This window comes from Mycobacterium sp. Root135, from assembly GCF_001426545.1.
Classification (GTDB): Bacteria; Actinomycetota; Actinomycetes; order Mycobacteriales; family Mycobacteriaceae; genus Mycobacterium.
The window spans coordinates 682,909-702,760 of record NZ_LMEZ01000005.1 but is presented as its reverse complement, the minus strand read 5'-3'; the positions used below and the strand labels follow the sequence as shown (position 1 = coordinate 702,760).

Sequence of the window (19,852 nt, the reverse complement as noted above, 5' to 3'; positions counted from 1 at the left end):
AGGTGGACCGCATGAGCTTCGACCTCACCCCCACCATCGCGCAGCATGACCTCGCCAGGCGCGCCCACGAGTTCGCCGAGCAGGTGATCCGGCCGGTCGCCGCGGACTACGACGCTCGCCAGGAGTTTCCGTGGCCGGTGCTCGAGGAGGCCGCTCAGCTGGGCTTCTACAGTCCGCTGTTCTACCGCGACCTCATCGGCGACCCCAGCGGCCTGTCGCTGCCGATGTTCATGGAGGAGATCTTCTGGGGTTGTGCGGGCATCGGCCTCGCCGTCGTGATGCCCGCGCTCGCGCTGTCGGCGATCGGGCAGGCCGCCTCGCCGGAGCAGATGCTCGAGTGGGCGCCGCAGTGCTTCGGCACCGCCGGCGACCTGAAGCTCGCCGCGCTGGCCATCTCCGAACCCGAGGGCGGCAGTGACGTCCGGAACCTCCGCACCACGGCTCGGCGAGCCGCCCCAGGGAAGGATGCCGACTGGATCATCGACGGCCACAAGATGTGGATCGGCAACGGCGGCATCGCCGACGTGCACGTCGTCAACGCCAACGTCGACCCCGACCTCGGCCACAAGGGCCAGGCGCTGTTCATCGTGCCCGGCGGCACACCGGGTCTGGAGATGGTGCGCAAGCTCGACAAGCTTGGGTGCCGCGCGTCGCACACCGCGGAGCTGAAGTTCTCCGGCGTCCGCGTGCCCGCCGCCAACCTGCTTGGCGGCCACGAGAAGCTCGAACACAAGCTGGCCAAGGCCCGTGAGGCCGTCGAAGGCGGCAAGCACTCCGGGTCCGCGACGCTCGGGGCACTTGAGCAGACCCGGCCGATGGTCGCCGCTCAGGCACTCGGAATCAGCAGGGCCGCACTGGAATACGCCACCCGTTACGCCAAGGACCGGCAGGCGTTCGGTGCTCCGATCATCGACAACCAGGGCATCGCCTTCCCGCTGGCCGACCTGGCCACCCAGCTCGACGCGGCACGGTTGCTGACCTGGCGGGCCTCCTGGATGGCGGCGACGGGCGTGCCGTTCGAGCGAGGCGAGGGATCGATGGCCAAACTCGCCGCGACCGAACTCGCGGTCAAGACCACCGAGCGCGCGATCCAGACGATGGGCGGCTACGGCTACATCAAGGACCATCCGGTGGAGAAGTGGTACCGCGACGCGAAGCTCTACACGATCTTCGAGGGCACCAGCGAGATCCAGCGGATGGTCATCTCCAACGCCCTTGGCGCCGCCGACGGCAGACCCCCGATGCACGTCGACCTGGAGCCGACGGGCGGACCGCTGAACGCCTGGTTCGGCCGTGGCACGCCCGCCAGGACCAGGGTGGCGAACCGTGCCATGGAGGCCCGGGACCGCGTCCCGTCGCCGGTGATGAATCTCGCGATGAAGGCCCTCAAGCCTCCACGCAAGAAGTGACCGAAGAAATGACGATCGAGGTTTGCGGTACCCCTGGTATCGCCTCGCCCGGTCTGGCAACATTACCGACGGGTAGGGTTCCGTCGTCCGTAGGACTCGACAAGGGGATATGACAGTGCAGTCGTTGCAACCGAACGTGGCGTATCTCGCGCAGGGAACGGAGGGCGGCGGTGCCGCCCTGAACGAGGTCATCGGTCTGTCGGTGGCCAGCGTCATCGTCGGAGCCGTGCTGCTCTGGATCGGCTACCAGCACCGGATGCGCAAGATCACCTGGCTGCACGACCTCGGCGAGTGGGCTGGGCGCAAGTTCAACCGGCCGTCCTGGGTGGCGCTGCCGATCGCGCTGTTCATCACGACGATCATCACGGCGCTCTTCGGGTTCATCTGGGACGTCAGCCTGCACATCGGAAAGGGCCGCGACCCCGGCCCGCTAGCGAACCCCGCGCACTACTTCATCCTGTTCGGACTGTTCATCCTCTTCGTCGCCGGCTGCCTGGCCTGCGTGCTGCCGTATGAGAAGCCCGGACCGTCCGCCGTTCGCATCACCCGGCACTGGTACGCCCCCGTGGGCGGCATCCTGATGGCCGGCTGCGGTCTCTACGCCCTGATCGGCTTCCCGCTCGACGACGTCTGGCACCGCATCTTCGGCCAAGACGTCACGCTGTGGGGGCCAACCCACCTCATGCTCATCGGCGGCGCCGGCTTCTCCACGCTGACCGCGCTATTCCTCGAGCACGAGGGCCGCCGCGCCGTCGGAGAGGACAAGCCCAAGGACGGCCCCGGCATCAAGTTCATCCAGTACCTGGCCTTCGGCGGCATCGTCATCGGCCTGTCGGTCTACCAGATCGAGTTCGACTTCGGCGTCATGCAGTTCCGGCAGGTGTTCGAGCCGATGCTCATCGCCGCCGCCGGCGCCTTCGCCCTGGTGTCCGCCAGGATCATGCTCGGCCGCGGGGCTGCCATCGTCGCGGCGATCTTGGCGATCGCACTGCGCGGACTGGTCGCGCTCATCGTCGGGCCCGTCCTCGGCGCCCCGATCAACTGGTTCGCCCTCTACCTGGGCGCCGCCGTCGTCGTCGAATTGATCGCGCTCACTCCCCTGATCAAGAAGCCCATGCTGTTCGGTCTCGTCGCCGGCATCGGCGTCGCGACCATTGGCCTGTGGCTGGAGTCGTTTTGGATCGACGCCGTCTACCGGTACTCCTGGCCGACCAGCATCTGGCCCGAGGCGCTCGCCATGGCCGTGCCGGTGGCCGCGCTGGTCGGCGTGTGTGGCGCGATGGTCGGCATGGTGCTGACCAACCAGAAGCTGCCAAGCCGCGCGATCGGCATCGGCGTCGTCACGCTCGCCGTGATCGCCATCGCGGGCGCGACCGCGAACGGCCTGCGTTACGACGTCCCGCAGAACGCGACCGCCTCCTTCACCATGACCGAGGCGCCGAGCATCGGCGACCAGCGCATGGCCACCGCCGACATCCGAATCAACCCGCCAGACCTGGTCAGCGAGGACCCCAACTGGGTGTCGGTGCTGGGCTGGCAGGGCGGACTGGCCAACCAGCGTGGAATCTTCGTCGACCACCTCGAGAAGGTCGGCCCCGGGCACTACCGCTCGACCGAGCCGATGCCCGTCTCGGGCCAGTGGAAGACGCTGCTGCGCGTGCACGACGGTCGCGTGATGACCGCGGTGCCCATCTACCTGCACGGCGATCCCGGCATCGGAGCGCCCGAGGTGCCCGCCGACGCCCAGATGACGCGGCCGTTCGTCTCCGAGATCACCATCCTGCAGCGCGAGCGCAGCACCGACATCCCGCAGTCGCTGTGGCTGATCGGCTGCCTGATCGTCCTCGCGGGCACCCTGATGATGATCGCCGGACTCACCTGGGGCGCAGGCAGACTCAACAAGAACGAGCCGACCGAGAGCAAGACCGAGTCCGAGCCAACCGCGCGGGTATGAGCCAGGCACCCGACGTCCAAATCCTCGCCGACCACTCGGCGCTGCTGGCGATCCCGGCGTTCGCACCGGCCATCCTGGTGGTGGCCGTCGTCATCTGGGTGGCGCGACGAGACCGCAGGCTGGAGGCCGAGGAAGACGAGGACGCGACGCGCAGCGGACCTTCAGCCGCCGCCGACCAAGATGGGACACCGTGACCACGCAGACGACACTCGCCGCCCTGACCACCGCCACCGCGCTCCTTCTCGCCGGATGCGGCGGATCCACCGATTCCGGTGCGACGTCTAGCAGTTCGGCAGCCACCGGCGGCTCAGCCAGCTCGACGTCCATCCCGCAGCTGTCCGACCAGCAGGCTCCCCCCGAGCAGCTCGTCGTGGACGTCACCATCAAGGGCGGAAAGGTCACGCCCACCAACGAGCAACTGCAGGCCAAGGTGGGCGACCCCATCGTGCTTCGGGTCGACAGTGACGCCGCCGACCAGCTGCACGTGCACTCCAACCCGGAGCACACGTTCGCCGTCGAGCCGAAGCCCGGTCAGTCCTTCCAGTTCACCGTCACCGTGCCGGGCAAGGTCGACGTCGAGCTGCACGAACTGAACCGCACGATCGCCTCCATCGCCGTGCAGTGATCCTCGCGCACGGCCTGGGTGGCTCGAACGATCTGCCGATCCCGTACACCTATGCGCTGATCGGCGCGGCGTGGGCGCTGACGTTCACCTTCGCCGTCGTCGTCCTGGCCTGGAAGAAGCCGCGCTTCGACGCGACCAAGCCCGGCCGCCCGCTGCCGCACTGGGTGACGACGGTCTGCGACGCCCCCGCGACGCGCTGGACGGTCGCCGTCGCGGGACTGGTGCTGGCCACCTGGGTGACGGTCGCGGCGGTGTTCGGCCCGCAGGACGGCGACAACGCGCTGCCCGGCGTCTTCTACGTGCTGCTGTGGGTCGGACTGGTGGCGCTGTCGCTGGCGATCGGCCCGGTGTGGCGCCTGCTGTCGCCGGTGCGCACCGTCTACCGACTGCTGCCGCCATCCCGTCGTGCCCCACCGCTGAGCTACCCGGACTCGTGGGGTTACCGGCCGGCCGCCGTCGGACTGTTCGCGTTCGTGTGGCTCGAGCTCGCCAGTGCGGACCCCGGATCGCTTGCGGCAGTGAAGATGTGGCTGCTGGTCTACCTCGCCGTGACGTTTGTAGGCGCATTGGCGTTCGGCACCAGGTGGAACGCGCGCGCCGACCCCTTCGAGGTGTACGGCGTGGTGGCGTCGCGGCTGTCGCCATTGCGACGCAACGACGACGGGCGCATCGCGATCGGCAACCCCTTCGACCACCTGCCGTCGATGCCGGTGCGGCCGGGAACGGTCGCGGTGCTCGCGATCCTGCTGGGGTCGACGGCGTTCGACAGCTTCTCGGCGATGCCGCAGTGGCGCAACCTCGTCGACGACGCGTCGGGCAGCACGCCGGCGATCGCGGTCCTCATCCGCACCGCGGGGCTGCTGCTGTTCGCCGGCGTGGTGGCGACGACCTTCTGGTTCGCCGCGCGCGCGACCGGCGGGGTCGACGCGCAGCGCCGTCGCGAACTTCCGGGGCTGATGGCGCACTCGCTGATCCCCATCGTGATCGGCTACGTGTTCGCCCACTATCTGACCTACCTCGTCGAGCGCGGCCAGCAGACGGTGCTGCGACTGGTCGGGCTGCCCGACGTCCAGCCGTACTACCTGCTGTCCTCGCACCCGTCGGTACTCGCGACGCTGAAGGTCGGCTTCGTGGTCGGCGGGCACGTAGCCGGGGTGATCGCCGCCCACGACCGCGCGCTGCGCCTGCTGCCCAAGCGCCACCAGGTGACCGGGCAGCTCGCGATGATGCTGGTCATGGTCGGCTATACCTTCACCGGGCTGTACCTGCTGTTCGGCGGATAATCTGACGGCATGCGCGCACTGATCGTCGTGGACGTACAGAAGGACTTCTGCGAGGGCGGCTCACTGGCCGTCGAGGGGGGCACCGCCGTCGCCCGCGGACTGACCGAACTATTGGCCGACCCCGCCCGCCGAGTCACCTATGCCCACGTCGTCGCGACGAAGGACTACCACGTCGACCCGGGTCCGCACTTCTCCGACCAACCCGACTACCGGGACTCCTGGCCGCCCCACTGCGTCGTCGGCACCGAGGGCGTCGACTTCCATCCCGCGTTCGACCCGACCGCCGTCGAGGCGGTGTTCACCAAGGGTGAGTACTCGGCGGCCTACAGCGGCTTCGAGGGCGCCGACGAGGCCGGCACCACCCTGGCCGACTGGCTGCGCGCGCGGGACGTCGACTCGGTGGACGTGGCGGGAATCGCCACCGACCACTGTGTGAAGGCGACCGCAGCCGACGCGGCGGCAGCCGGGTTCAGCACCCGGGTCCTGACGGGCCTGACGGCGGGAGTGTCGCCCACGACCACTGCCGAAGCACTCGACTCCCTGCGGGCCTCCGGGGTCACGATCGCCTAGCCGATCCAAGTTCTCCTCTCCCGCAATGGATTTGGAGTCGTTAGCGGGGTGGCATCAGCGCGACGTGGATCGTCCCGCCTCGCGTCCGCCGGCCCGGCGGTTGAAACGTTCGTTGACCTTGCGGCGCAGGAAACCCCAGGTGACCCGGCCAAGTCCGGCGTAGAGGCGGCTGGCGATGCTTCTCCGTTGAGTGCTCATGTGATCGTCCTTCGTGTTGACGTGAATGGTGTGCGGTTCGCCGGGCGTCGTCGATGCGCCAGCGAACTCGTCGTCGATGCAATGGTGTCGGTGGTCGTGGCTGCGCCTCCTCCCGAGTCGTGGCCACCGTCGGGTGCCCAATCAAGCGAATACCGCGGGCGCGGTGCCGCCATCCGTTAAGTCGGCGAACGACCCAAGATCCGAATGTCGAACCGCGGTGAGGCCAGTCACATGGCGCCAGTCCGTAGCCAGCCCTAGCCTTCGCTAACCCACAGCCAGCTCTAATTAACGCTTTGTACTGGTGATTAGCAGGCTTTTCACAGCTATGAGCGAATAGTATCTACTCATCTTCAGCCTGGAACCTCCCGGCAAGCCATCGGAGATTCAGGAGCGTCTGGCGATGAACGGTACCGATCAGCAACTCAAGACCACCGGAGGAAGAAAGTTGCAGACCTTCGCCGATCTCGACGATCGGGAGGCCTTCGAAGCCATCGTCCGTGGCCACGGCCCGCGGCTGTACCGCTACACGCGCCGGAAGCTGGCGAACGAATTCGACGTGGCAGACGTGGTGCAGGCGACCTTCGTGGGCGCCTGGCGACAACTGAGCTGCTACCGCGGCGACGCGTCTCTCGGCAACTGGCTGTACGCGATCTGCACGAACAAGATCACCGACACCTACCGCGCCAGCCGAGCACAGGCGAGCGACGAGATACTGCTGACCATGCCCAGCCTCGACGGTGGCTGCGATCCCTTCACCGTCGTCTCCAATGTGACGTTCTTGGCCGAGCTCCAGACGGCCCTCACGGAGCTCCCCGCCCGCCAACACGCGTCATGGGTGCTGCGCGAGGTGGAGTCGAGGACCTTCGCCGAGATCGGCGAGGCCCTGGGAACGAGCCCCGACGCGGCCCGCGGCCATCACTGCCGCGCGACGGCCGCACTGCGGATCCGGATGGAGCCGTGGCGGTGACATCGGGCGGATCCCCAGGCCCCATCACGGGGTGAGCGGCGACACACAGAAATTGACGGCGGTTTGCACAGCCCGGTAATTGGGCAGTTCACACCCGGTGGCCAACCGGCATACCTCACGTTCGCGCGTTTCGCCCGCCATGCTCCCGCGGCCGATCGCACCGTATCGTCGCCTTGTTCGACCTTCACCTACACGGAGTGTGCATTTTGGCCCCACCCAGTTCGTCAGCCACCAGTTCGAAGGACACCGCGACGCCCGCCGTCATTCCGGCGTCCCAGCCCGACGCCCCCTCCAAGGACCAGATGCAGTGGGAGATGTGGCCAGGCAAGGCCTATCCCCTGGGCGCCACCTACGACGGTTCCGGTAGCAACTTCGCGGTCTTCAGCGAGGCCGCCGAGTACGTCGAGCTCTGCCTCTTCGACGCCGACGGCGTCGAGACCCGACTCAAGCTCCCCGAGGTCGACGGCTACATCTGGCACGGCTTCGTGCCCGACGTCGAACCGGGTCAGCGCTACGGCTACCGCGTGCACGGTGCGTACGACCCGGCATCCGGGCCACGCTGCAACCCGAACAAGCTGCTGCTCGACCCGTACGCGAAGGCCATCGACGGCTCCTTCCAGTGGGACCAGTCGCTGTTCAGCTACAACTTCGGTGATCCCGACAGCCGCAACGACGACGACTCGGCGGCCAGCATGCCCAAGTCCGTCGTCATCAACCCGTTCTTCGACTGGGGCACCGACCGTCCGCCGCAGCACGAATACGCCGACTCGATCATCTACGAGGCGCACGTCAAGGGCCTGACCGAGACGCACCCCGACATCCCGGAGCGCAGCCGCGGCACGTACGCCGCGATCGCCCACCCCGCGATCATCGAGCACCTCAAGGACCTCGGGATCACGGCGATCGAGCTGATGCCGGTGCATCACTTCGCCAACGACTCCACCCTGATCGACAAGGGGCTGTCCAACTACTGGGGTTACAACACCATCGGCTTCTTCGCGCCGGACTCCAAGTACGGCGCCAGCGCCACGCCCGGCGGTCAGGTCCAGGAGTTCAAGGCCATGGTGCGGGCTCTGCACGAGGCCAACATCGAGGTCATCCTCGACGTGGTCTACAACCACACCGCCGAGGGCAACCACATGGGGCCCACCCTGTCGATGCGCGGCATCGACAACGCGGCGTACTACCGGCTCGTCGACGACGACAAGCGCTATTACATGGACTACACCGGCACGGGCAACAGCCTCAACGCCGGCCACCCGCACGCCCTGCAACTCATCATGGACTCCCTGCGGTACTGGGTGACCGAGATGCACGTCGACGGCTTCCGGTTCGACCTGGCGTCCACGCTGGCCCGCGAGTTCTACGACGTCGACAAGCTCTCGACGTTCTTCGAACTGGTGCAGCAGGACCCGACCGTCAGCCAGGTGAAGCTGATCGCCGAGCCGTGGGACGTCGGCCCCGGCGGCTACCAGGTAGGCAACTTCCCTCCGCAGTGGACCGAGTGGAACGGCAAGTACCGCGACACCGTCCGCGACTTCTGGCGTGGTGAAGACGCCAGCCTCGGCGAGTTCGCGTCGCGGCTGACCGGTTCGGCCGACCTCTACGAGCACACCGCCCGTCGGCCGGTCGCGTCGATCAACTTCGTCACCGCCCACGACGGTTTCACGCTGCGGGACCTGGTGTCCTACAACGAGAAGCACAACGAGGCCAACGGCGAGGGCAACAACGACGGCGAGAGCAACAACAGTTCCTGGAACTGCGGCGTAGAGGGCGAGACGGACGACCCGGAGATCCTGACGTTGCGTGCTCAGCAGGTGCGCAACTTCATCACCACCAACATCCTGTCCCAGGGTGTTCCGATGATCTGTCACGGCGACGAGTTGGGCCGCACGCAGGGCGGCAACAACAACGGCTACTGCCAGGACAACGAGATCACGTGGATCGACTGGAGCGCGGCCGATCGGAGTTTGATCGAGTTCACCCAGTCGGTCGCCGCGTTGCGCGCGGCGCATCCGATCTTCCGCAGGCGGCGGTTCTTCGACGGGCGCCCGGTCCGCGTTCGGGGTTCCGAGCGGCTGCCGGACATCTCGTGGTTCGCGCCCGACGGCTCGGAGATGAGTGACGAGGACTGGGATTCCGGCTTCGGCAAGTCCATCACCGTGTACCTCAACGGTCAGGGCATTCCCGACCTGGACCCGCGCGGCCAGCGGGTGACCGACGACTCGTTCGTGATGTGCTTCAACGCGCACCACGAGCCCATCGACTTCACGCTTCCGCCAAAGGAATTCGGCGCGGCATGGCAGCCCGTGATCTACACCGTCGAGGGTGCGGTCATGGAGGGGTCACGGCCGGTGCCGGCAGGCGCCGCCCTGTCGGTGGAGGCCCGCTCGGTGATGGTGCTGCAGGCCGCCGAGGAAAGCTCGGGCGACCCCGACTAGACGCGCTGGACGGTCGCGGATGGGCTCACCTCGGGTGGGCCCATCCGGCGATCGTGCGTTGTTCGATTCTTATTCGACGATGTCGAAGAACGACGAGCCGTCCTCGGGCGTGCCGTCGGTTTGACCCTGCTCGCTGCCGTGACGCTGGGTGTCGAGCCGGTCGAGTTCGTCGTCGGCCACCACCTCGAGCCCGCCGCCGGCGTCGGAGTCATGGGCCTCGGTCTCGTCGTCGGCGGCGTCCTCGTCCGCTTCGGCCGTCACGTCGGGCACTTCCTCGGACAACCGCTCGTCGAGCGTTTCGTCGTCCTTGGCCTCGATCCACCGCTCGGGCGGATCGGCGACCTCGTCACCGTCGTCGTTGCGGATCTCGTCGGAGTCGAGTGCTTCGGACTGCGACAGCGGGAAGTCGTCGAAATCGGATGTGGACATGCCGCCATGGTGCCCGAGGCGAGCCCCGGATAAACCCCGTCCCGATCGTTACCTCTGCGACAGAGGTATCGTGGCGGGATGCACACCAGCACCGACCTCGCGGCCGAGCTCCTCGCGACTGCGGGGCGCTTCCGCAGGCAGGTTCGCCGATCGGGCGGGGGTCCGCGCATCGGCTCCGGGCTTCCCGAATCGCAGGCCGAGCTGCTGAGGCTGGTCGGTCGCCAACCCGACATCGCGGTGCGCCACGCCGCCGCCGAACTTGGCTTGGCCCCCAACACCGCGTCCACCCTGGTGTCGCGACTCTGCGCCGACGGGCTGTTGATGCGCACCGCCGACCCCGACGACAGGCGCGTCGGCCGGCTTCGGCTCACCGAGTCAGCCCAGCGCGTCGCCGACGAATCCCGAGCCGTCCGCAGGGCCGCGCTCGGCGCCGTGCTGTCCCGCTTGGAGCCCGACCAACGCGAGCGCCTGCACGACGGCCTGACGGTGCTGGCCGAGGTCACCCGTCTGCTGCACGAGGAGGAAGTATGACCACCACACCGGCGATCGAATGCCGCAACCTGACTCACCGCTACGGCGACTTCACCGCGGTCGACGACGTGACCCTCGAGGTTCAGGCCGGCGAGACGCTCGGCCTGCTCGGCCCCAATGGCGCTGGCAAGACCTCGGTGGTCCGGGTGCTCACCACGCTCACGCCCGTCCAGCACGGCGAGGTGCGCATCTTCGGGCTCGACGCCCGGCGCGACACCATGGACATCCGTCACAACCTCGGCTATGTGCCACAACAACTCTCGATCGAGTCCGCCTTGACGGGCAGGCAGAACGTCGACCTGTTCGCCCGGCTCTACGACGTTCCCCGCAAGCAGCGCAGGGCGCGGGTCGACGAGGCACTGTCGGCCATGCAGCTGCTGGACGTGGCCGAGAATCTCGCAGGCACGTACTCCGGCGGCATGGTGCGCCGACTGGAGCTCGCCCAGGCGCTGGTGAACCGGCCGTCGCTGCTGATTCTCGACGAGCCGACGGTTGGCCTGGATCCCATTGCCCGCGACGGAGTCTGGTCACAGGTGGCCGACATGCAGGCCGAGTACGGCATGACCGTGCTGCTGACCACCCACTACATGGAGGAGGCCGACGCGCTGTGCGACCGCGTCGCGCTCATGCACCACGGCGTGCTGCAGGCCGTCGGCTCACCGCACGACCTGAAGTCCGCGCTGAGCTCCGACGCCTCCCCCGACGCGACGCTCGAAGACGTGTTCCGCCATTACGCGGGGTCTGACTTGACCGCAGGTACTGCGCGCCGCCACCTCGGTGAAATCCGTTCCAGCAGAAGGGCTGCGCGCCGTGCCAGTTGAACTGATCCGGGCGCCGCGCGGCATCCGGCGCACGTGCGGACTGTTGCGCCGCATGGGCGCGTTCGCGCTCGTCGAGTTGCAGAAGCTCAGCCACGACCGCAGCGAACTGGTCACCCGCATGGTGCAGCCCGCGCTGTGGCTGTTGATCTTCGGGCAGACGTTCTCCCGACTGCACGTCATCGACACCGGGAACGTGCCGTACCTGGCCTTCCTCGCGCCAGGCATCATCGCGCAGTCGGCGCTGTTCATCTCGATCTTCTACGGCATCCAGATCGTGTGGGACCGTGACGCAGGCATCCTCGCCAAGCTGATGGTCACCCCGGCGCCCGCGTCGGCGCTCATCACGGGCAAGGCGTTCGCGGCGGGCGTGCGGTCGGTCGCACAGGTCGTCGGTGTCATGGTGATCGCCTACCTGATGGGAATCCACCTGACCGCCAACCCCATTCGCATCCTCGGGGCCATGGCCGTGGTGGTGCTCGGGTCCGCGTTCTTCGCGTGTCTGTCGATGACGCTGGCTGGCCTGGTGCGCAACCGGGACCGGCTGATGGGCATCGGACAGGCCATCACGATGCCGTTGTTCTTCGCGTCGAACGCGCTCTACCCCGTGGAGGTGATGCCGCAGTGGCTGCGCTGGCTCTCCGCGGTGAACCCACTGAGCTACGAGGTCAACGCGCTGCGGGCACTGCTGCTCGGCACGCCGGGCAACACCCTGCTCGACGTCGGCGTCCTGCTGGTGGCCGCCGCGCTCGGCGTCTTCACCGCGTCATCGCTGTTGCGGCGCCTCGTCAGATAGCCCCGCCCGCCCCGGCGCCAGCAGGTCGTAGGCCGTGACACCGCCGACCGTCACGGCCGGAAACTGGCTGCGGACCCAACGCTGAATGTCGGAATGGACCGACGGCCCAAACTCGCCCTTCTTGTCGCCGCGGACGGCGTCGTTGGTGCGCGCAGGACTCCCCGTCGCGAGGTAGTACGCCACCCGGTGCTTGGCGACGTCGTCTTGAAACTGCTGCAGCGTCGGAGTGGGGTCGGTGCCGGAGAACCCTCCGATCGCCATAACCGCGGTGCCAGTTGCCAATTCGAGGCCGGCAGCGGCCGTCGACCGGTCGACGGCCGCCGACCACGGCGTGTCGGTCGCCTCGAGAAGCGCGTCGAGGCGAGGGTTGCTCAGCGTGCGGCCGCCAAGGTATCCCCTGCCAGGCGGGCCAACCGACGGCCCGATGCCCTGATGCGGCGTGGCGACGGTCGCGACCGAGAAGGCGGCTGGCCCGCCAAGGGCTCCGACCAACGCGGCGGTCAGAAGGGCGGGCGCGACGAACCGTCGCCCGCCCCGACCTCGGGCCCACGACCAGAGCAGCGCCGTCGACGCCAGCGTCGTCACGGCGAAGACGCCCCACCGCAGCACCGGCGACGACACCGCGCTGCCGCCGAGCAGCCACCACCCCCACAGCCCGGCGGTCAGCAGGGTGACGGCGAGAGCGATTCGGCTCCACAGGCTTTCGCGACGCAACCAGGCCTGGGACACCCCGATGGCGAAGATCGCCGCGACCGGGGGTGCGATCGACAGGCTGTAGTAGGCGTGGATGGTGCCGTGCATGAAGCTCAGCACCACACCGTCGACCAGGAACCATCCACCGAACAGCACCGCACCGGCGCGCACCGGATCCGTCCTCGGAGCCCTGCCCCGCAGGGCGACGGTCAACACCGTCGCCAGGAGCGCGGCCGGTACCAGCCACCCGATCTCGAAGCCAAACTCGCCGGACACCAGCCGCCTCAACCCCTGCGGGTGGCCGCCGACACCGCCGATGGTCGCCGTTCCGATCTCGCGGCCGGCGATCACACTGCCAACCGAGTGACCGTGCCCCAAAACCCTTGCCACCCCGTTGTATCCGAGCACCAGGTTCATGAAGTCGTTGTCCGTCGACCCGGCGATGTACGGTCGCGAGCTCGCGGGCCACACCATCGTCAACACCACGAACCAGCCGGCCGACAGCACGAACGCCGCGGCCGCACCCAGCAGGTGTAACAGTCTGGCGCGCAACCGGATCGGAGCGGCGACCAGATAGGCGCTGGCCAGCGCCGGCATCACCAAGGCACCCTCGAGCATCTTGGCGAGGAACGCGAATCCCAATGCCACCCCGGCGCCCGCCAACCACCTTCCCGACCCGCGCTCCAGCGACCGCACGGTGCAGTAGGCCGCCGCCGTCATCAGAAGCACCATCGCGGCGTCGGGATCGTTGAAGCGGAACATGAGCACCGCGACCGGCGTCACCGCCAACGTCGCGCCTGCGAGCAAGCCGGCCCCCGGTCCGCTGATCCGACGGACCGCGCCGTACAGCAGGGCGACGGCGCCGACCGCCATCAGCGCCTCCGGGACGAGCATGCTGGCGCTGCCGAAACCGAACAGCTGCCCCGAAAGCCCCATCACCCACTGCGACAGAGGCGGCTTGTCGACGGTGATGAAGTTGTTGGCGTCGAGCGAACCGAACAGCAAGGCCTCCCAGTCGCGCGAACCCGCCTGGGCGGCCGCCGCGTAGTACTGGTTGGCCATGCCGTTGATCGTGACGTTCCACAGGTAGAGGACCGCCGTGCCGACGAGGAGGAGCCCGAGGCGAACCCGGTCCCCGGTGACGATCCGCGCCCGTCGCGGCGCGCGCTCGGGGGCGAGGACCGGCAGGGGCCTCAGCGTGTACGTCACACCTGACAGTGAGGCATCCCGACATTCGGCCAACCTGTGAAGGAGCGGTGAGACCGCTGCGGACCCTTCGCGGTAACGCTCCACCGGGTTGACGACGAAACCCCTAGTACACAGCTCTTTGTTAGGTTCGAGGTGCCGAAGCTCGGCCCAAGATGGGGGATAGCGTGCGCAACATCTTCAAGACGATCGCCGCGGTGGCGACCGTCACCGCCGTGTCGGCGACCGCCGCATTCGGGTGGCAACCCACGGCACGCACCATCCCGTTCGTCGAGACGGCGTCGATCAACACCTCGGCCAGCACCGTAGGTATCTCCGACTCCGACATCTACGGCATGTCACCCGACGACGTGAACCGCACCTTCGACCTGATGACGGCCACCGGCATCCGCAACGTCCGCGTGATGATGCCGTGGGCGGGCATGGAGCCCAACCCCGGTCAGTTCGACTTCGGCCAGACCGACCTGATCGTCAACGCCGCCAACGCGCGCGGAATGTCGGTGCTCGGCACGCTGGTGTCGTCGCCCGGGTGGGCCGTCGCACCGGGACTGCCCGCCGTCTCCAGCCCGCCGGCCTCGGCGGGCGCGTACGGCGACTTCGCCGCGGCGACGGCCAGCCACTTCCGCGGCCGGGTGGCGGCCTATGAGATCTGGAACGAGCCCAACGCCGTGATGTCGTGGACGTCCGGCCCGCAGGGACCAGAGCCCGCCGTGTACGCCGGACTCCTCAAGGCGGCCTACCCCAAGATCAAGGGCGCCGACCCGTCGGCGCTCGTCGTCGGCGGCGTCGTCGGCGCCGTGGTGGCGTTCTTCGCGCTGACGATGGACCCCGTGACGTTCGTCGAGCAGATGTACGCCGCAGGTGCGAAGGGCTCCTTCGACGCGCTGTCCTATCACCCGTACCAGTACACGACGATGTTCTCCGCTGGAGGCAACCTGCCGAACTCGCCACTGCTGCAGGTGGGCGCGATCCACGACCGGATGGCGGCCAACGGCGACGGCGGCAAGAAGATCTGGGCCACCGAGTACGGCGAGCCGACCTCCAGCGTCGACGAGGGCACCCAGGCGGCGTACCTGACGGACTTCCTCTCCAAGTGGCGCACGCTCTCGTACGCCGGACCGGCCTACGTCTACACCACCCGTGACCGCAACACCGGCAGCGGCAACCCCGACGACACGTTCGGCCTGTACCGCTCGGATTGGACCCCGAAGCCCGCGCAGGCGGCCGTCGCGGCGCTCGCCTAGCCGCCCACCAGCCGGGCGATCGACGCCATCGGGATGGGCAACCAGGTCGGGCGGTACCTGGCCTCATAACCGGCCTCGTAGACCGCCTTGTCGAGTTCATACGCGGCGAGCGTCCCGCCGGAGTCCCGCGGATCGTGACCGGCCGCGGCGGTGTACCCGTCGCAGAAGGACGCACAGTTGCGACCGGCCCACGCACTGGCCAGCGCGGCCAGCTCGTCGTCGCGCTCGGAACCGTCGACCAGCCGTTGGTAGGCCGCGTACTCGTAGGACCGCAGCACGCCCGCGACGTCTCTCAACGCCGAGTCCGGCCTGCGGCGTTCCTCGAGCGGTTGCCCTGGCTCGCCTTCGAAGTCGATGACCAACCATCGCTCCGGCGTGCGCAGAACCTGGCCGAGGTGCAGGTCGCCGTGCACGCGCTGCACGGTCTGCGACTCGCCGGCCAGCTTCCGATAGCGCTCCTCGATCGCATCCCGGTACTGCTCGACGGCGGGCACCATCGATGCCACCGCGTTCAACCGCTCGAGAAGCGCGTCGACGGGAAACGGCTGCTGCTCGGTGCCCAGCGCCGCGGCCAACGTCTGGTGCACGGAGGCGACGGCCTCACCGAGGCGGTAGGACTCGCCGGCGAAGTCCGCGCCGGTGCCTGCCAGGTCCCGCGTGCTCGCGGTGGCCATGTCCCAGCCCTCGGAGGAGTTGGCGGCGAACTCGGTCACCATGCCCAGCGAGTACGACTCGCCGTCGAAGGTCGTCTCGAACGAGCCGAGCAGCCGGGCCACGTGCGGATTGCCCGCGCGGGCCAGCTCGCGATTCAGCTCGATGTCGGGGTTGACGCCGGGTGTGACGCGACGGAACACCTTGAACATGGCGGCGTCACCGAAGACCACGCTGGTGTTGCTCTGCTCGGCACCGATGACCCGACCGTCGAGGTGCAGTGGCAATTCGACGCCCGGCTCCTTGACGAAGCGCAGTGGGCCGACGGTGGCGGATTCGTCGATCAGCGACAGCAGGAACTTGGCCGCGGCCGGGTCGTAGAGGGCGTCGTAGCCGGTGTGCACGCCCGACGAGCCGATCGTCGCGGCACCCAGTTCACCGTCCCAGCGGACCAGCTGTTGGTAGCGGTGCGACGTGCCGTCGGTGAACTCGACGTCGAGCAACACCAAGTCGAGATCGCCCCGCAGCGGGACCACCTCACCCGCCTGCACCGTGGAGAGTTCGCGGCCCCGACCCGCGTACCACCGCTGCGTCGGGAGCCATTGGTCGAACGGAAGGTTCATCGCCTCAGTCATCAGTCTTCAAAGCTACCCACGACCAGTCACTTTGAATCAGCCGACGGGACCTTCTCGGCGACGGGCAGCAGACCGCGCCCGATGTCGGTGAGCAGGCCGTCGCGCAGTTCCCCCGCCGCAGCGAAGTCCTCGGCGTGGCGGGTCAGGACGTGTTCACCTTGACGCCCGATCTCGACGGGCCAACGACTTTGCCCAATGACTCTGAGCAGCAACGCGATTGGCATGACGACCAGCGCCACGGCCAGCTCGACGATCGAGCCGACGAGGAACAGGACGACCACCGCGGTGTAGAAGAGCAACTTGCCGATGCTGTAGACGACCCACACGATCGCCGCAGCCACGATGAAGAACGCCTTCAGCAGGAAGTTCTTCGGGAGGGCGGACTCCTCGGGTTCGGTCGAGTCCGCCTCGCTCGCGGCCTTCTTACCACCGGGGGTCGACGACCACAGATCGCGCAACGAGAGCGCGCGACGCCACGGGTACCAACGACGCCGGACGCTCCACTCGACCCCGTCGGGGTCGACGGCGGTCGAGCTCATTGCAGGAATCGCGCGGCGTCGGTTCGCAGGTAGCGCCCGGAGTTGGCCTGCCGGTATCCGATGACGCCGCCGCCGAAGGTGACGGCGACGAGTGCGGCGAGCCCAGGGACCGCGACCATCGCCAGCTCGTTCGCGCGCGCCGTGCGCAGGTAGCGCGGGTATCCCTGCCGCGGGGCCGAGGCCCCCATGCCGGACGCCGACGCCGATCCGGCGGGCGTGATCTGCTCCGTCGGTATCGATCCGGTCTGGGCCACGGACCCCTTGAGCTCGGGAGCTCGCACGCCCGCCGAACCCGCCGCGAGGACCTTCACGCCCGCGGGGGCCGAGCCGCGGATCGGGCGCGGCGGCGGGCCGCCAATGGGACGCGGCGGCGGGCCGCCAACGGGACGAGGCGGCGGCGCGATGCGGATCGGCGGGACCACCACTGGGGCCTGCAGCACGGGCAGACCCGAGGAGCCGTTCGACAGCGGGACGATGCCCCCGGTGCCGTCGACGTCGACGACCGACGGCTCCTCCTGCATCGTCCGGAACGTCGGCTGCGGTTTGGGCGCAGGCGGGCGGAACGGGTCGTACGGCGCGTAGGCGTCCATCAGCAGCGAATTCACGGTGCTCAAGGTCTGCCCGACCGACGTGTAGGCCGCGTAGGGGTCGGTCAGGTTGAGCGACCACCGCATGGTCTCGTAACCGGGCACGGGGACCGAGGGCACCGGAACGGTGATCTTCGGCGTGAAGGGGAGCGTGACCTCGACGGTGCTGATGGTGCGCCGGGACGGCGCGGTCGAGGGTGGGGTGAGGTCCGTCTTCGGCTCGATCTTCCCGGTGATCGGCCGGTCGCGGTTACGGCCGGTCGACGCACCCTCGGTCGGGACGTCCGGGGTGGTCAGAGTGCCAGGCACCCGACCGTTTCCGAAGATGCTGAGGGGTTTGCCGAACATGTCGCGCAGCTGCGTGGCGATCGTCTGCGGAATGTCGAAGATGCTGGGCTGCGGAATGGTCGACGGCAGCCCCGTCGTCGGCTCGGGTTCGCTGGAGGTAGGCGGGTCACCACCGGTGCCGGGATCCGTCGGGTTGGTCGGATCCTCCGGATCCGCGGCCGCCACACCCATCCCCAAGCCGCTCATCAGCAACGCCGCAATCAGCGCAGCGCCGGCGAGCAACACTCGGATCACGACGTTCGGCACAACCCTCTCGTTTCAGTTACACCTATCGCCTGAGCTGGCGAAATGCAGTCGGCTGATTGTCTCACACCACACCGCTGTGACGTCGACCTTTAGGTGGCCGGCGAACCCCAGCGAACTGGTGCAAGAGCCGGCGAGGCAAACCCGCTACCGGGCGGCGGTAGGGTTCGGACGTGGCATCCGGTGATACCTTGCGCGACCATGGCGATCCCGGCGACGCGCCGTCGATTCCGCCCCCGCTGACCGCGGCCGTCAACACGACGCGACCGTCGGCCGCCGAGGAGGCCCGCACGATCGCGGCGTCGACCAACACCGGCACGCTGGCCTCGCTGACGGCGACCGGTGATCCGTGGGCGTCGTTCGTCACCTACGGACTGCTCGGTGGCGCGCCGGTGCTGTGCGTCTCCAACCTCGCCGAGCACGGCCGCAACCTGTCCGGCGATCCGCGGGCGAGCATCGCGATCGTCGCCGCGGCCACCGACACCGATCCGCTCGCCAACTCCCGCATCACCCTGGCCGGTGTCGTCGAACGCCCGGCCGGCGACGAGCTGGCAGCCGCCCGCCAAGCCCATCTCGACGCCGTTCCCGCGGCGAAGTACTACGTCGACTACAGCGACTTCACCCTGTGGGTGCTGCGGGTCGACAGGGTCCGCTGGGTCGGCGGCTACGGGCGAATGGACTCGGCCGCCGGACCCGACTACGCGACGGCGCAACCCGACTCGGTTCAGCCGATCGCCGCGGGTGCCATCGAGCACCTCAACGCCGACCACGCCGACGCCTTGGCCGCGATGGCCAGGACGCTCGGCGGCTACCCGGACACCACGGCGGCCACCTGCACCGGCGTCGACCGCTACGGGCTCGATCTCAAGGTGACCACCGAGCGCGGCGTGGCCTACCCGCGCGTCGGCTTCGCCGAACGCCTCGACTCCCCCGACCAACTGCGGGCCGCCACGGTGGAACTGACGCGGCGGGCGCGCGAAGGCTGATCGTCACGCGAGCCGTGCCATCCGAGCCGTGCCATACGATCTATGCGTGTCCGAGCGCCCCGAGACCTGGCAAGCCGCCTTCGACCTGATTCGCACCCGTGGCTACGAACGCCGCGAGGAGCCGTTCAGGCTGGCCAGTGGCCAGCTGAGCCACGACTACATCGACGGCAAGAACGCGATCAACACCGGTGAGCGCCTGACCATCGTCAGCCGTGCGGTGGCCGACCTCGCCGTCCAGACCGGGATCGAATTCGACGCCGTCGGCGGACTCACCATGGGCGCGGACCCTCTGTCGCACGGCATCGCGATGGTGACCGGCAAGGCGTGGTTCTCCGTCCGCAAGGAGCAGAAGCAGCGCGGCCGCGAACAGTGGATTGAGGGCACCCGCATCGAGCCAGGCATGCGTGTCCTGCTGGTCGACGACGTCATCAGCACCGGCGGCTCCACCGAGATCGCATTCGACCGCGTCGTCGCGGCGGGTGCCGTCGTGACCGGTGTCATCCCGATGGTCGACCGCGGCGACGTGGCCGCCGGCCGATTCGCCCGTCGCAACGTGCCGTTCGCGGCGCTGGTCACCTACCGAGATCTGGGCATCGAACCGGTCAAGGACGTCTAGCCCCCGCAAAGATGCGTGCAGTCGGCGTCGAGAAGCCGTAAAGATCCTCGCCGAGGTCAGGTCGGCAGGCGCATCGTGAAACG

20 protein-coding genes are annotated in these 19,852 nt (G+C 68.5%); 14 read left to right on the top strand and 6 right to left on the bottom strand.

Features of this window, described 5'->3' with window-relative positions; genetic code table 11:
• Window positions 1–11: 11 nt before the first annotated feature.
• The 6 genes from ASD37_RS14440 (at window position 12) to ASD37_RS14415 (ending at window position 5,841) form a co-directional block, all read left to right on the top strand.
• Window positions 12–1,409: an acyl-CoA dehydrogenase family protein gene (locus ASD37_RS14440; RefSeq protein ID WP_056553332.1), complete on the top strand. Its 1,398-nt coding sequence runs from the start codon at window positions 12–14 to the stop codon at window positions 1,407–1,409.
• A gap of 109 nt (window positions 1,410–1,518) precedes the next feature.
• Window positions 1,519–3,363: a hypothetical protein gene (locus tag ASD37_RS14435; protein WP_056551892.1), complete on the top strand. Its 1,845-nt coding sequence runs from the start codon at window positions 1,519–1,521 to the stop codon at window positions 3,361–3,363.
• A complete protein-coding gene (locus ASD37_RS14430) occupies window positions 3,360–3,557 on the top strand; it encodes a hypothetical protein (protein WP_056551890.1) in 198 nt (65 codons plus the stop codon). Before ASD37_RS14435 ends, ASD37_RS14430 begins: the two co-directional genes overlap by 4 nt.
• Complete coding sequence (locus ASD37_RS14425) at window positions 3,554–3,988, top strand: hypothetical protein (RefSeq protein WP_056551887.1); 435 nt, start codon at window positions 3,554–3,556, stop codon at window positions 3,986–3,988. Before ASD37_RS14430 ends, ASD37_RS14425 begins: the two co-directional genes overlap by 4 nt.
• Window positions 3,985–5,271: a hypothetical protein gene (locus ASD37_RS14420; protein ID WP_056551883.1), complete on the top strand. Its 1,287-nt coding sequence runs from the start codon at window positions 3,985–3,987 to the stop codon at window positions 5,269–5,271. Before ASD37_RS14425 ends, ASD37_RS14420 begins: the two co-directional genes overlap by 4 nt.
• Before the next feature lie 9 nt (window positions 5,272–5,280).
• On the top strand, window positions 5,281–5,841 hold the full coding sequence (locus ASD37_RS14415) for an isochorismatase family protein (RefSeq protein ID WP_056551880.1): 561 nt from the start codon (window positions 5,281–5,283) through the stop codon (window positions 5,839–5,841).
• Between the two features lie 54 nt (window positions 5,842–5,895).
• Here ASD37_RS14415 and ASD37_RS31485 read toward each other — a convergent pair whose 3' ends face one another.
• Window positions 5,896–6,039 (bottom strand): hypothetical protein, encoded by a 144-nt coding sequence (locus ASD37_RS31485; protein ID WP_156720876.1) that lies wholly within the window; start codon window positions 6,037–6,039, stop codon window positions 5,896–5,898.
• A 400-nt stretch (window positions 6,040–6,439) separates the two neighbouring features.
• Here ASD37_RS31485 and ASD37_RS14405 point away from each other — a divergent pair, with 400 nt between their 5' ends.
• Together ASD37_RS14405 and glgX are read left to right on the top strand one after the other, a co-directional pair.
• Window positions 6,440–7,006, top strand: coding sequence for an RNA polymerase sigma factor (locus ASD37_RS14405; RefSeq protein WP_056551874.1), 567 nt, complete (start codon window positions 6,440–6,442; stop codon window positions 7,004–7,006).
• A 302-nt stretch (window positions 7,007–7,308) separates the two neighbouring features.
• Window positions 7,309–9,447 (top strand): glycogen debranching protein GlgX, encoded by a 2,139-nt coding sequence (gene glgX, locus ASD37_RS14400; RefSeq protein ID WP_056553329.1) that lies wholly within the window; start codon window positions 7,309–7,311, stop codon window positions 9,445–9,447.
• A 69-nt stretch (window positions 9,448–9,516) separates the two neighbouring features.
• Here the strand turns inward: glgX and ASD37_RS14395 are convergent, their stop codons facing one another.
• Complete coding sequence (locus tag ASD37_RS14395) at window positions 9,517–9,876, bottom strand: hypothetical protein (protein ID WP_056551871.1); 360 nt, start codon at window positions 9,874–9,876, stop codon at window positions 9,517–9,519.
• A 78-nt stretch (window positions 9,877–9,954) separates the two neighbouring features.
• On the opposite strand from ASD37_RS14395, the gene ASD37_RS14390 reads away from it, so the two are divergent.
• From ASD37_RS14390 to ASD37_RS14380, 3 genes are read left to right on the top strand one after another with little or no spacing between them, the layout of a single operon-like run.
• Window positions 9,955–10,407, top strand: coding sequence for a MarR family winged helix-turn-helix transcriptional regulator (locus ASD37_RS14390; RefSeq protein ID WP_056551868.1), 453 nt, complete (start codon window positions 9,955–9,957; stop codon window positions 10,405–10,407).
• Entirely contained in the window at window positions 10,404–11,228 is an 825-nt protein-coding gene (locus ASD37_RS14385) for an ATP-binding cassette domain-containing protein (RefSeq protein ID WP_056551863.1), read from the top strand. The genes ASD37_RS14390 and ASD37_RS14385 overlap by 4 nt, the downstream gene beginning before the upstream one ends.
• Before the next feature lie 52 nt (window positions 11,229–11,280).
• Window positions 11,281–12,021 (top strand): ABC transporter permease, encoded by a 741-nt coding sequence (locus ASD37_RS14380; RefSeq protein WP_056553326.1) that lies wholly within the window; start codon window positions 11,281–11,283, stop codon window positions 12,019–12,021.
• Here the strand turns inward: ASD37_RS14380 and ASD37_RS14375 are convergent.
• On the bottom strand, window positions 11,992–13,923 hold the full coding sequence (locus tag ASD37_RS14375) for a glycosyltransferase family 39 protein (protein WP_082570142.1): 1,932 nt from the start codon (window positions 13,921–13,923) through the stop codon (window positions 11,992–11,994). The genes ASD37_RS14380 and ASD37_RS14375 overlap by 30 nt on opposite strands.
• Window positions 13,924–14,087: 164 nt before the next feature.
• Between ASD37_RS14375 and ASD37_RS14370 the strand changes: the two genes are divergently transcribed.
• Window positions 14,088–15,164, top strand: coding sequence for a cellulase family glycosylhydrolase (locus ASD37_RS14370; RefSeq protein ID WP_056551860.1), 1,077 nt, complete (start codon window positions 14,088–14,090; stop codon window positions 15,162–15,164).
• Here the strand turns inward: ASD37_RS14370 and ASD37_RS14365 are convergent.
• The 3 genes from ASD37_RS14365 to ASD37_RS14355 are packed head-to-tail and all read right to left on the bottom strand — an operon-like array spanning window position 15,161 to window position 18,170.
• Window positions 15,161–16,438: a phosphotransferase gene (locus ASD37_RS14365; protein WP_056551857.1), complete on the bottom strand. Its 1,278-nt coding sequence runs from the start codon at window positions 16,436–16,438 to the stop codon at window positions 15,161–15,163. The genes ASD37_RS14370 and ASD37_RS14365 overlap by 4 nt on opposite strands.
• A gap of 38 nt (window positions 16,439–16,476) precedes the next feature.
• Entirely contained in the window at window positions 16,477–16,989 is a 513-nt protein-coding gene (locus tag ASD37_RS14360) for a hypothetical protein (protein ID WP_056551854.1), read from the bottom strand.
• On the bottom strand, window positions 16,986–18,170 hold the full coding sequence (locus ASD37_RS14355; RefSeq protein ID WP_056551851.1) for a hypothetical protein: 1,185 nt from the start codon (window positions 18,168–18,170) through the stop codon (window positions 16,986–16,988). The genes ASD37_RS14360 and ASD37_RS14355 overlap by 4 nt, the downstream gene beginning before the upstream one ends.
• A 170-nt stretch (window positions 18,171–18,340) precedes the next feature.
• On the opposite strand from ASD37_RS14355, the gene ASD37_RS14350 reads away from it, so the two are divergent.
• Together ASD37_RS14350 and ASD37_RS14345 are read left to right on the top strand one after the other, a co-directional pair.
• A complete protein-coding gene (locus ASD37_RS14350) occupies window positions 18,341–19,153 on the top strand; it encodes a HugZ family protein (RefSeq protein WP_082570140.1) in 813 nt (270 codons plus the stop codon).
• 46 nt (window positions 19,154–19,199) lie between these two features.
• The gene (locus ASD37_RS14345; protein ID WP_056551845.1) at window positions 19,200–19,769 is read left to right on the top strand and encodes an orotate phosphoribosyltransferase; all 570 of its coding nucleotides are present in this window, start codon (window positions 19,200–19,202) and stop codon (window positions 19,767–19,769) included.
• Window positions 19,770–19,852: the final 83 nt, after the last annotated feature.